Genomic DNA, 12,395 nt, shown 5'->3' on the forward strand with positions numbered 1-12,395 from the left:
CGTCGAGCGCGGCGCGGATGGTTTTCAGCACCGCGTGGGTTTCGGGCAGGTTCTCGTTGTTGGTGCCGTCGCGCTCGATCAGATAGGGCACGGCGTCGAGCCGCAGCCCGTCCACGCCGAGATCGAGCCAGAAGCGCATGATGTTCAGCACCTCTTTCAACACGCGCGGGTTGTCGAAATTCAGGTCCGGCTGGTGCGCGAAGAAGCGGTGCCAGTAAAAGGCGCCGGCCGTCTCGTCCCAGCTCCAGTTTGATTTTTCCGTATCGGCGAAAATGATGCGCGTGCCGGCATATGTCTGGTCGCTGTCGGACCAGACATAAAAATCGCGCGCCGCCGAACCAGGCTTGGCGCGGCGCGCGCGTTGAAACCACGGATGCTGATCGGAGGTGTGGTTCACCACCAGCTCGGTGATGACGCGGATGCCGCGGCGGTGCGCCTCATGGATGAAGCGCTTCACATCCGCCATCGCGCCGTATTCCGGATGCACGTTGCGGTAATCGGCAATGTCGTAGCCGTCATCGGGGTGCGGTGAGGGGTAGAAGGGCAGCAGCCAGATCGCGTTGACGCCGAGACCGGCGATGTAATCGAGCTTGCTCGTAAGCCCCGGAAAATTGCCGACGCCGTCATTGGTTGAATCGTAGAATGATTTGACATGGAGCTGATAGATCACCGCATCTTTATACCAATGCGGGTCATCGACTGTGGTGATCTCCGGACGGTGTTTCATGTCATCCCTGATCAGCTGATGTGACGCGCCAAATACAGAAAGGCTGTTCGAACGGGTTGAGACGGACCGGCTGAAACTTCCCGGACCAGACGAATTTTTGCGCACGCATCAGATCTTCGGCCGCGAGCATGCCGTTATCCGGCAGGCCCAAGCGCCAGAGCGGCAACTCAATGGTCGCGTCCTGAACGTTGAGCGGGTCCAGGCTGATCGCGATGAGAAGCGTGTTGCCGTCGCTTGCGAATTTGCGGAAATACACGACCTGCGGATTATCGCAGGGCAGGAACTCGACATTCAGGTGCGAATGCAGCGCGGCATTGGCTCTGCGGATGCGGTTGAGCTGCGAGATTTCCGCGACAATATTGCCCTTCCGATCGCAATCCCAGGCCTTGATTTCATATTTTTCCGAGTTGAGATATTCCTCCTTGCCCGGCACCGGTTGCGCCTCACACAACTCGAATCCGTTATACATGCCCCAAAGTCCCGAGAGAGTCGTCGCCAGCGCGGCGCGGATCAAAAATCCGCCGCGGCCGGAGGTCTGCAGGAACACCGGGTTGATATCAGGCGTGTTAACGAAAAAATGTGGCCGGAAGAAATCTTTGGGCGCCGTGGTCGTGAGTTCGGTCAGGTAATCCTGGATCTCCGTCTTGGTGTTACGCCAGGTGAAGTAGGTATAGGATTGCGAGAAGCCGATTTTTGCCAACCGGTACATCACTTTTGGCCGGGTGAAGGCTTCGGCGAGAAACACCGTGTCGGGATGGCGCGCACGGATGTCGGCGATCATCCACTCCCAGAACGGAAAGGGTTTCGTGTGCGGATTATCGACACGGAACAACCTGATGCCCTGATCCACCCAGAACTGCACGACGTCCCGCAGCGCGATCCACAGCGAAGGTTGCGCGCCTTCAGTGTAGAAATCGACATTGACGATGTCCTCATATTTTTTAGGCGGATTTTCCGCATAGCGCAGCGAGCCGTCCGGTCGCCAGTCGAACCATTCTGGATGTTCGGTTACCCATGGGTGGTCCGGCGCGCATTGGATTGCGAAATCCAGTGCCACTTCCAGCCCATGATCCTTCGCCGCCGCGACCAGCGCACGGAAATCATGCACGGTGCCAAGTTCCGGATGCAGCGCATCATGGCCGCCCTCTTTGCTGCCGATGGCGTACGGGCTGCCCGGATCGCTCGGCCCGGCCTGCAGCGCATTATTGCGGCCCTTGCGGTTGATTTCGCCTATGGGATGGATCGGCGGGAAATACAGCACGTCAAAATTCATCGCCGCGATGCGCGGCAACTGGCCGATCACGTCTTTGAACGTGCCATGACGGGCCGGATCGCCGCTCTGGCTGCGCGGAAAAATCTCGTACCAACTGGCGAAGGACGCACTGCGCCGTTCCGCGTCGACGATGATCTCGTGTGATGTCACCAGGAATTTCCGCGGCGCCGCTTGGCGCATCCGCGCCACCATCATGTCGCTCAGCAACATCGTACGCAGCTCGTCCTCAGGGAGGTCCTGCAGCCGCGCCAGCATGGCGCTCAGCGAGTCATGTCCTGGCGCCGCCTCTGCCACCAGCGCCAAGCCTTCCTGCAGCTCAAGCCGAGTCGGGACCCCGGCGGCGTGTTTCTCCCGCACTTCGTGGGCGAAGCTCGCAAAAGCATCCTGCCAGGCGGAGACGGTGTAGACATAACGCCCCATACGTTCCAACGGCACCAAAGCGCGCCATCGGTCATTGGCGATCAGCATCAGCGGATAGGCCTGCGTTTTCCCCTCGTCGGCGGGGCGGACCAGAACTTCACCGGCCAGCTTGCCGTGCCCGTCGGCGATGAGGTCAGCCTCGATCGTGACCAGCTCCCCGACCGTATGGCGGACCGGGTAGCGTCCGTTGTCGACCTGCGGCGTAATGGCCTCGATGGCGATGCGCGGCGCGCGGCAATCGGGATTTTCCGCCGGTGGCAGCACCACCGGCTCCGGCTCGGCGCGGGTGAAAAAGCATACGCCGCCGGGGGCGAGCGTCACCGCGCCGTCCGGGGTTATCTCCGCCGCGGTTTCGCCGAGGGTCTGAAGCCGCGCCGCGCCCAGCACGGGCAAAATCGCCGCTCCAGGCTGCGTGACCTCGTGTTCCAGCGAAGCATTGGCGGTGATGATGAAGCCACGGCGCTCCAGCACCGCGAGCCGCGCCCCCGGCGAGGAGCGGAGTTTCGCCGGGACCTCGGCGCGCAATTCGCGGCGCGCGTGACGCAGCGCGTTCAGCCTGGCAACTTCGGCACGGAGATCGTCCCCGGGAGAAGACAAAAAACGCGCCTCGACCAGCCAGCCCGGCGCATAAGTCGCGGCGAAACGCAGCGCGCGGATCGCGGCGGTTCTTGTCCAGCCGGTGGTGCCGGGCGGGGCCGCCCAGGCGATCGCGGGGCCGATGGGGGAAATACGCGCGGCATCCTCATTCAGCCAGGACTGGGAAAAATCCCACCAACAGGACGAGGAGACGACGAAATCAAACCCCAGGCCGGACAGGTCCAAAATTTCCGCTGGCGTGGCCCCGAAGCATTCGGCGATGAACATTATGTCCGGGCGCCGCGCCGCGCCGCGCAACCGTGCCCAGACTGCCGGGGCCGTCAGATGCGCGTCGCGGCAATAGAAGCCGGCATAACCAGCGTCCAACAGCCGTGCCAGCTCCGCCTCCCACCAGTCCACTGTGGCATCAGTGTCGGACAAATGGCGAAAGACGGGGCCCCGCTTGCCGTGCACGAACCAGTCGGGATGTTCCTCGAGCAACGCGTCGCCAGGTGCGGCACGGTCCACGGAAATCTCTCGCAGCAGCCCCAGCCCGGCAGCCCGTGCCGGATCCAGCAATGCATCATCGGCCAGGAGCAGAAAATTACCGCCCAGCGTCGCGGCGTCAGTAATCTCCGCCGCATGCGCGACGCGCAGGATGGCGGGAGCACGATGCTCGGCCACAGCGGTGGGCAGCGCCCCAGGCTTGCGCGCATCCGGCGCGCTGGCCGGCGTGATTTCGACAGCAGCGCGACCAGCTCGGGCAATGGCGCGGCGGTCATGGGGGGACGCGGCATCCATCATGTCGAACCTCAGGGCCGGGCCCGGAGATGGGCGAGGAAGGTCTCGCAGAAGCGCCACGCCGTGGTGTGGCAAACTTTCCGGAACAGCGCGTCATGGCGTGCGCGCCGTTCCTCCAGGCTCATCACCAGCCCCTGATGGATCGCGGCCGCGACCTCGTCGGCGTCGACCGGGTTGACGATCAGCGCTTCGGTCAGCTCGTCGGCGGCCCCGGCGAAGCGCGAGAGCACCAGCACGCCAGGATCTTCCGGGTCCTGGGCGGCGATGTATTCCTTCGCCACCAGGTTCATCCCGTCGCGCAGCGGCGTCACCAGGCCGATATGGGCGCGGCGATAGAAGCCGGCGAGGGCGTTGCGGTTCACCGGATGCGTCATATAGCGCAGCGGCACCCAGTCGAAATCGGAGAACTCGCCGTTGATGTCCCCGGCGAGGCGGTCGAGCTCGCGGCGCAGCGACTGGTACGAGCCGACCTCCTGGCGCGACCGCGCGGCGATCTGCAGGTAATTCACGACACGGCGGTGCTGTGGATAAGCATAGAGCAGCCGCCCGAACGCGTCGAAACGCAGCGGCAGCCCTTTGGAATAATCCAGCCGGTCCACACCCAGCACCAGCTTGCGACCGCCCAGGCTTTCATGCAGCCGCACCGTCTCCGGCGCTAACTCGGCACGCTCGGCCAGGCGGGCGAATTTCATGGCATCGATGCCGATCGGCGTGGTGACCACGGCGACCTCGCGCCCATGATAGGCATAGCGCCCGCTACGCTGCGGGTGCACGCCAAGCGATTCGGTGACGTTCTGCAGAAACATGTCCGCGTCGGCGCTGGTCTGCAAGCCGATCACGTCGCAGGCGGACAGGGCCGCGATTAGCTCGTCGGCGGACGGCAGCACCTGCAGGAAGGAGGGCGGCACGAACGGCACGTGCAGAAAAAAGCCGATGCGGTTTTCCACCCCGAGCGCCCGCAGCTCCTCGCCCATGGTCATCAGCTGGTAGTCGTGAATCCAGACAAGATCGTCGGGTCGCAACAGCGGCAGCAGCGCCCGGGCGAAGGCGCGGTTGACGGCGCGGTAGGCCTCGTAATCCGGGCGGTTGAAGCGCAGCAGGCCGGTGCGGGAATGCAACAGCGGCCACAGCGCGCCATTGGCGAAGCCGTTGTAAAAGCGCTGGTAGTCACGCTCGGCGATGTCGATCGTGGCGTAGGTGACGCCGGCCTCGGAGAGCACGATGTTGGCTTCGGCCGAGGTTTCCTCGGCACGATAGCCGCTCCATCCGAACCACATCGCCCCCTTGGTCGTGGCATCCGCCAGCGCCACCGCCAGGCCACCCGCCGTCGCCCCCTGCTCACTCGACGCGGGCACACGGTTGGAGACGATCACCACACGCCCTGCCCCCGCCTCAGCCCAGGACGGGGGCCCGGCGACAGGCACGCTCGAGGAAAACAACTTGGGCTGAGCGCCGTCTTTTATATCTGACGGGCGGGCGTTCACGAGGACCATACGATCCAAGATTGGCCCCTTTCCGACCGGTTCAACTCTGCGGCCGATTTGTTACTGATTTTCAATAACCACTGCGATCTTGTACCGCCGACACATGAATTTATTATTTTGAATCCGTCATTTTTGCCAGGGAAAGAGAACTTCGTTCCCGACCACTCGCTCGCCTGTTCTCAATTTTGATATCGACATGAGACTGCGTTTTCAGATGCAGACAAGCCGCTAGATGGCCTCACCATGTCGCAAACATGATCACCACTGCCGCTGCCATCGCTCCCGTGCACAACCACCCCATGACCTGCAGCGCTCTCGGCAGCACAAAGCGGTCCATGACGTCGCGGCGCATCGCCATCAGCATGAGAATTGCCATCAGCGGAACCGCGACGACGCCATTGATGACCGCCGACCAAAATAGCGCCTTGATCGGGTCCAGACCAACAAAATTGATGCAGATACCGATAACGGTGGACAGCGCGATCATGCCATAGAACGCCTTGGCGTCACGCGGCTTGCGATCAAGGCCGGTGGTCCAGCCGAGCGTTTCGCCGAGCGCATAGGCGCTGGAGGCCGCGAGCACCGGGACCGCGAGCAGACCGATGCCGATGATGCCCGCAGCGAACAAAGCGAACGTGAACACCCCGGCGATCGGCCGCAGCGCCTCGGCGGCCTGGGCTGAAGTCTGGATGTTGGTGATGCCTTGCGCGTTCAACGTCGCCGCCGTGGCGATGATAATGAACAGGCTAATCACGTTGGAATAGCCCATTCCGACATAGGTATCGAACCGCATCCGCGAAATCTCGACCGGTGCCTGCTCTGGCGCGTCGATGAGCGGGTAGGCCGTAGGATCTACGCGCTCGTCCTCCACCTCCTGCGAGGATTGCCAGAAGAAGCAGTAAGGCGTGATCGTCGTTCCCAGCACGGCGACCACGGTGACGACGTAGTCTGTCTTTAGCGAAAAGTTCGGCACGACGATGCGATAGAGGACATGCCCCCAGGGCACGTGGATGGCGAGCGCAACGGCCACGTAGGCGAGCAGCACGAAGCTGCCCCATTTCAGGAAAGCAACGTAGTGTTGATAGCGCGAAAATACCTCAAGCACAGCGCAACCAACAGCAAAGCCCACCACATAGAGACCTGCACGTCCGCCCACCAGCAGCTTCAGTGCCGCGGCCATCGCGCCGAGATCGGCTCCCAGATTGATCGTATTCGCGAGCAGCAACAGCCCGACGATGACGTAAAGCAGCCAGCGTGGGTAGTGCGCGCGGATGTTGCCGGCAATGCCGCGCCCGGTAACCCGCCCCACGCGCGCGCTGATCTCCTGGATCGCTGCCATCAGCGGGAAGCAAAACAGCACCACCCAGCACATCGCGTAGCCAAATTGCGCCCCAGTCTGGGAGTAGGTGGCGATGCCGCTCGGGTCATCGTCGGAAGCGCCGGTGATCAGCCCCGGGCCAAGCCGGCCGAGCAGCCCCTTTTGTGCCGTGTGGCGGGTGGCCCTGCGCCGGGCGATGCGGGCTGCCATCACGGGAACTTCGTCGCGGTAAATCATTCCACAATCACCATTTTACTCAGCATGAAAACGCAGGATGCTGCGCTCTAGGCGATCTGATCCGATTCTGGCGCATCCACGACGGGTTCCACCTTCATAATTCGCCCCAAAGCACCATGTGCCTGATGCGGTCTGTGTTCTACGATGGATGTCTTGAACTTGTATCCGCCGCTTTCTTTGCCGCGGCGGAGCGGCTCGCGGCCGGGCGGGCGGCTGAGGCTTTTCCCCCCAACTTTCCGCCCTTATGAGCTGCCGGATGGCCTGTGTGCTTATTCTGTCCGGACCCTCCAGGCTGCTTTCCGCCGCCGTCATCCTTATTCACAGTGGCCCAAGCGCGCCGTTCGGCTTCCTGTTCCGGGACGCCGCGATTTTCATAACTTTCTTCGATATGTTCAGCTTTGCGCTTTTGCTTGGCGGTATACTTGCCTTTGTCACCTCTCGGCATAGCGTCCTCCTTATCATTCGACAAAGTACGTGCGTCTCCAGCGGCGGTTCGACCGGCCGCTTGAGAAGTCGTTTTGACGGCTAATTCCAATTCTTTGAACTTATTTGGTTTCTTTACGGAATTAAAAAAATTGTTTTCACATTAAAAAATCTAAACTCTCACGCTTACCATTCTCTTTTGGCCGCGGCGGACACTCTGGCGGCTGATTATAATCATTGCATTAAACGATGGACTCATCGCCTTTTCGGCTTGCATTCGCGCCGCGGGCATACGACGTGCCGTTCTGTCTGATGGAGTCCACCCAACCGACATATTTGAAGGAAGGTCCCTGACAACAGTATCACGTGAAGGATACAAAAATGGCTACGAACTCAAAACCGGAAAACAGCGCTGCCAAGGTCCGGCCCTGGGCTCTACGAAAAATCTTGCTGAGTGCTGCAGTTTCAATTTTTCTGCCGGCGGCCGCCATGGCACAAGCAGGAACCACAGGCGCCGCCGCCGCCTCAACTCATCTAAGCGCCCAGGACATGCAATTCATCCACACCGCCGCCCCCGCTGGCCTTTCGGAGGTGCAGGAGGGTCAACTGGCGCAGAGCAAGGGCGATTCCGCGGTTCAGAAAATCGGCGCGCGCATGGTCGCCGATCATACCAGAATCAACCAACAGTTGAGCTCCCTGGCACAAACGAAGGGCGTCACCGTTCCCAGTTCGGTCACCAACGTGCAGGCCGCGCAGGCGGCCCAGCTGAAGGAAATGGGCGGCGCCTCGTTCGATAGGCTTTATCTCCGCGATCAACGGCGCGCGCATGAACAGGCGATCAAACTGTTCCAGACCGAAGCGCAAAACGGCACAGATGCTGATCTAAAGAAATTCGCGTCCACGACGTTGCCGACACTGCAAGAGCATCTACAAATGATCGAGACGGCGCAGAAGCAAGCAGCGAACACCTCGGCATAGCACAGCCCGCCATGTCGCGATCGGTCGCGGGAGCAACTCACGCAACAACGGAAGCGGGCGCATGCGCGGCAGATTCTGGCTTTGGATTCTGTTTCCACTGGCAATCGTGATTTTGCTGCTGGTGATTTTCTGGAATTGGGATTGGTTCATCCCGATCATCGACGCTCACGCGTCTGCCTCGATCGGGCGCAAGGTTAGCGTGCAGCACCTCGCCGTCAAATTCGGTCGCATCACCACGGTGACGGCGCGCGGCATCACGATCGCCAACCCGACAAATTTCTCGGCCGACACACCGCCCTTGGCGACCATCGACCGGCTCGGCGTCAGCGTGGCGGTGATGGAGTATATCCGCCACCGCACCCTCTCGCTCACCACCATCGTGATAGACCATCCGGTGGTCGCGGTGCGCGAACTTCCCGATCGGCGCAGCAACTACACGCTGCGTTTCGCCCAGACCCAGGGTACGAACGCCCATCCAACAAAATTTGGCAATCTGATCATCAATAACGGCGCCGTCTCGGTGATCATGCCGATCTACAAGACGGATTTCAACCTTACCGTGCAGACACGTCCCGCGCCCGTGGGCAATAGACTTTTTACCGGCGGCGAGATCGTGGCCGAAGCGCACGGCACCTACGCTGCGGCGCCGGTCACCGGCCGCTTCATCGGTGGTGCCCTGCTCTCGCTGCGCGATCCATCGCTTCCCTACCCGATCGACCTACAAGTGCAGAACGGCACCACACTGGCCCATCTGGCCGGCACGCTCGATGATCCGGAACATCTTTCCGGCGCGCACCTGCGGCTCTCCTTCTCGGGCCAGAACATGGCTGATCTGTACCAGCTGACCGGCGTCCCGATCCCTGCGACCCCGCCTTTCAGCCTGACTGGCAAGCTCGACTATTCCAAGTCGGCGTTCCGCTTCGAGCATTTTTACGGCCACATGGGTTCCTCGGACCTCGAGGGCACGGCCACCGAGGCGCTGACCTCACCGCGCCCCACGGTTACGGCCGACATCACCTCGCACCGCGTCGACCTCACCGACCTCGCCGGTTTGCTCGGCGCCATGCCGGGCAAAACAACCACGCCAGGCCAGACCGCTGCCACCCGCGCCAAGGTGGAAGCCGCCAATGCCCGGCCCAACCTTCTGCCGCACACGAAATTCGATTTGCCGGTGCTCAATGCCGTGGATGTCGACCTGCACTATCGCGGTGAACAGATCATCAATCGCGATGTGCCGCTCGACAATGTCGTCGTGCATCTGGTGGTCAAGAATGGCCGGATCACGATCGATCCGCTGAATTTCGCGGTAGGAACCGGCACCATCGCGAGCAATTTCGAACTCGATCCTGTGGCAGGCAGCCTGCACACCAAGGCAAATATAGATTTCCACCGCCTGCAGCTTTCCCGGCTGATGGCGGCGACGCACGCGTTTGCCGGGAGCGGCACGATCGGCGGGTCGGCTTATCTCACCGGCACCGGCGACTCCGTGGCGCAGATTCTAAGCGACGGCGACGGGCATGCCACGCTGTTTCTGCAAAATGGCGGCTCCGTTAGCGCCCTGCTTGTCGACCTAGTCGGGCTGCAGGCGGGCGATGCGGTGCTGTCCGCCCTCGGCGTGCCGGTAAAGACCCAGATCCACTGTCTGATCGCGGATTTCGCACTGACCAACGGGATGGTCGACACCAAAACTTTCCTGATCGCCACCAAGGCCGCCAACATTCTGGGCACCGGTACGGTCAATCTCGCAAATGAACAACTCGCCTTGCAGCTGCGCACCCAAGCAACGCATTTTTCGATCGGCTCGCTGTCGACGCCGATCAATATCAACGGCCACCTGAAGAACCCGAGCGTGTTACCCGCCCCGGGTCCCCTGGCAGCCCGGGCCGGGCCGGCTGTGGCGCTGGGCCTGTTATTCCCGCCGCTGGCGCTGCTCCCGACCATCCGGCTGGGGCTGGGTGACAAGAATGCGTGCGCTGACACCATCACCAGCATCAATCAGGGCCACCCGCACAATCCGGGCTGAGGCCCTATGGCGGGCTCGTGGCGTAGATTTCAGCGGAAAATCGGCCCGTGGCGTCCTACATGCCGCGTGAGGCACACATCGTGGAGGGGGATAATGCGTCTGTTCAAATGCCAGGCATGCGGTCAGACTGTGTTCTTCGAGAATCGGAGGTGCGCCCGCTGTGGTCACGAACTCGGCTATCTGCCCGAGGCACAGCAGATTGTGGCGCTTAAGGCCCAAGGCTGCATACTCGTCCCGGCGAAAGGCCGGATGCAGAAATTCCGCTATTGCGCGAACGCCACGCATGACGCGTGCAACTGGCTGATCCAGGCGGAAGCGACGACGGAATTCTGCGCCGCGTGCCGGTATAACCGGACCATTCCCGACCTCACCCAGGACAACAACCTGCTGCACTGGCAGCGCATGGAGACGGCCAAGCATCGGCTGTTTTACAGCCTTCTCGCGCTGCGCCTGCCACTGACGAGTTATGTGGACGATCCCGCGCATGGGCTGGCCTTCGACTTTTTGGCCGACGCGGGAGACGGCGCAAAAATCCTCACCGGCCATGATGACGGGCTGATCACCATCAACCTGGCAGAAGCGGATGATGCGCGGCGTGAACAATCGCGGGTTGAGATGCATGAACCCTACCGTACGTTGCTTGGGCACTTCCGGCATGAGATCGGGCATTATTTCTGGAACGTTTTGATTGGCAACGGCGGCCGCTTGGAGTCCTGCCGCGCTGCGTTCGGCGACGATTCCACCGACTACGCCGCCGCCTTGCAACGCCATTACGAGCAGGGGCCGCCCGCCGATTGGGCCCAGACCTTCATCACCGCCTACGCCGCCGTCCACCCTTGGGAGGATTTTGCCGAAACCTGGGCGCATTACCTGCACATCGTCGACACGCTGGAGACCGCCAGCGCCTTCGGCCTGAGAATCCACCCCACGGCGACAAAGAGCCGCGTCTTGCACGCCGATATCGATTTCGACCCGCACCACGCGGCGGACGCGCAAAGCCTGATCGAGGCCTGGCTCCCGCTGACCTTTGCCGTGAACAGCCTGAACCGCAGCATGGGCCTGGCGGATCTGTATCCGTTCGTGCTCTCGCCCGCAGTGATCGAAAAACTGCAATTCATCCATATGACCGTGCAGGCGGGCGCTCAGCCTGCCGTGCCGGACAAACCCGGCCTGTTCGGCGCGGCGGACCCGAAGCAGCCACCAGGCGCCGTAAGCAGAGAGGAAGGCTTCTTTTTGTGAACAAAAAGAAGCAAAAAAACTTTGCTAATCTAGGCCATGGGCGTTGTCGCCGACAACGCCCCATGGCCCCGCTAGACCAAAAGTTTTTGTGCCGCTTTTTTCAAAAAGCGGCCGCTTTCCTTTGGTCTTACCGCTTACATCAGCGGCGGTTGCCGAGACCCATAATATTCGTCGATGTCGTGCCCGTAGATCGACCAGTCAGGAACATCGGCGGTGCCATAGGAAGGCGCGTTCTCTAGAACCCGTTTGTCCAAGTTCACGACATAGGCATCGTACGCTTCGCTATATGTCAACTGGCGCCATGGCAGCGGATGATATTTTTCTCCGATCCCAAGAAAGCCACCGAACGACATAACCGCATAGGTTACGTGCCCGCTTTGTTTGTCCAGCATCACGTCATGGATCGAACCCAATGACTCGCCAGCTGCATTACAGACTTTCGTGCCGTTGACTTTGCTGGCGGCGATCATTGTGGGTGTCTCACTGTGATGGTCTGTGCCGGAAGGCGTTGTGTAGCTCATGCTGTTTCCTCCAACGTGTTTTCGATTGCGTTCCCGCATGCAGCGAGATCGTGTATTGGAGATGGGACAGAAAGGGCAAAGATAAATCGCCCTCCAATTAAAACTTGCATACCATCCCTACATGGAGTGTGAGCATGACAGCCGTGGCACGCGAATCTGGCGGTCCTCTCACGCGGCACGGAAGCGGTGTGCCGCGCGGCAGATCATTTCGATTTACCACACTTCCTTGCTGAAAAATTACTAACCCGGCCGCCAAATAGGTATCACGCTCTTCGTCATGCGGCATATCGGACATCAGCCGCCTGAAAGAAGGAACGCACCTTTTCCGGCCGGCGTTGCAGTCCGCGCATGTGAGAATGCAGCCCAGCCTTCATT

Annotated in this window: 9 protein-coding genes; 3 read left to right on the plus strand and 6 right to left on the minus strand. The window is 61.2% G+C overall.

Annotated features, from left to right (window positions below; translation table 11 throughout):
* The 5 genes from VGG47_RS08430 to VGG47_RS08450 all read right to left on the minus strand — a co-directional run.
* The coding region (locus VGG47_RS08430; protein WP_331537413.1) for an alpha-amylase family glycosyl hydrolase at window positions 1-727 on the minus strand (727 nt) is incomplete at its 3' end.
* 1 nt (window position 728) lies between these two features.
* Window positions 729-3,800: an alpha-1,4-glucan--maltose-1-phosphate maltosyltransferase gene (locus tag VGG47_RS08435; protein ID WP_331537414.1), complete on the minus strand. Its 3,072-nt coding sequence runs from the start codon at window positions 3,798-3,800 to the stop codon at window positions 729-731.
* A gap of 8 nt (window positions 3,801-3,808) precedes the next feature.
* Window positions 3,809-5,299 carry an alpha,alpha-trehalose-phosphate synthase (UDP-forming) gene (locus VGG47_RS08440; protein WP_408841748.1) on the minus strand — a complete coding sequence of 497 codons (1,491 nt, stop codon included), beginning with the start codon at window positions 5,297-5,299 and terminating at the stop codon, window positions 3,809-3,811.
* A 220-nt stretch (window positions 5,300-5,519) separates the two neighbouring features.
* Window positions 5,520-6,836, minus strand: coding sequence for an NRAMP family divalent metal transporter (locus VGG47_RS08445; protein WP_331537415.1), 1,317 nt, complete (start codon window positions 6,834-6,836; stop codon window positions 5,520-5,522).
* A gap of 139 nt (window positions 6,837-6,975) precedes the next feature.
* On the minus strand, window positions 6,976-7,281 hold the full coding sequence (locus VGG47_RS08450) for a plasmid stabilization protein (RefSeq protein WP_331537417.1): 306 nt from the start codon (window positions 7,279-7,281) through the stop codon (window positions 6,976-6,978).
* A 344-nt stretch (window positions 7,282-7,625) separates the two neighbouring features.
* On the opposite strand from VGG47_RS08450, the gene VGG47_RS08455 reads away from it, so the two are divergent.
* The 3 genes from VGG47_RS08455 (at window position 7,626) to VGG47_RS08465 (ending at window position 11,499) form a co-directional block, all read left to right on the plus strand.
* Window positions 7,626-8,237, plus strand: coding sequence for a DUF4142 domain-containing protein (locus VGG47_RS08455; protein WP_331537419.1), 612 nt, complete (start codon window positions 7,626-7,628; stop codon window positions 8,235-8,237).
* A gap of 61 nt (window positions 8,238-8,298) precedes the next feature.
* Window positions 8,299-10,260 (plus strand): AsmA family protein, encoded by a 1,962-nt coding sequence (locus VGG47_RS08460; protein WP_331537421.1) that lies wholly within the window; start codon window positions 8,299-8,301, stop codon window positions 10,258-10,260.
* A gap of 93 nt (window positions 10,261-10,353) precedes the next feature.
* Window positions 10,354-11,499 carry a zinc-binding metallopeptidase family protein gene (locus VGG47_RS08465; protein ID WP_331537423.1) on the plus strand — a complete coding sequence of 382 codons (1,146 nt, stop codon included), beginning with the start codon at window positions 10,354-10,356 and terminating at the stop codon, window positions 11,497-11,499.
* A 134-nt stretch (window positions 11,500-11,633) separates the two neighbouring features.
* Here the strand turns inward: VGG47_RS08465 and VGG47_RS08470 are convergent, their stop codons facing one another.
* The gene (locus VGG47_RS08470; RefSeq protein WP_331537425.1) at window positions 11,634-12,020 is read right to left on the minus strand and encodes a PRC-barrel domain-containing protein; all 387 of its coding nucleotides are present in this window, start codon (window positions 12,018-12,020) and stop codon (window positions 11,634-11,636) included.
* Between the last annotated feature and the right edge of the window lie 375 nt (window positions 12,021-12,395).

Origin of the sequence: Acidocella sp. (assembly GCF_036489515.1) — a bacterium.
Taxonomy (GTDB): Bacteria; Pseudomonadota; Alphaproteobacteria; order Acetobacterales; family Acetobacteraceae; genus Acidocella.

Excerpts from the sequence above, each read along its gene's own strand:
- VGG47_RS08435 (WP_331537414.1), bottom strand. The coding sequence starts at position 3,800 with ATGATGGATGCCGCGTCCCCCCATGACCGCCGCGCCATTGCCCGAGCT.
- VGG47_RS08470 (WP_331537425.1), bottom strand. The coding sequence starts at position 12,020 with ATGAGCTACACAACGCCTTCCGGCACAGACCATCACAGTGAGACACCC.
- VGG47_RS08450 (WP_331537417.1), bottom strand. The coding sequence starts at position 7,281 with ATGCCGAGAGGTGACAAAGGCAAGTATACCGCCAAGCAAAAGCGCAAA.
- VGG47_RS08465 (WP_331537423.1), top strand. The coding sequence starts at position 10,354 with ATGCGTCTGTTCAAATGCCAGGCATGCGGTCAGACTGTGTTCTTCGAG.
- VGG47_RS08445 (WP_331537415.1), bottom strand. The coding sequence starts at position 6,836 with ATGATTTACCGCGACGAAGTTCCCGTGATGGCAGCCCGCATCGCCCGG.
- VGG47_RS08460 (WP_331537421.1), top strand. The coding sequence starts at position 8,299 with ATGCGCGGCAGATTCTGGCTTTGGATTCTGTTTCCACTGGCAATCGTG.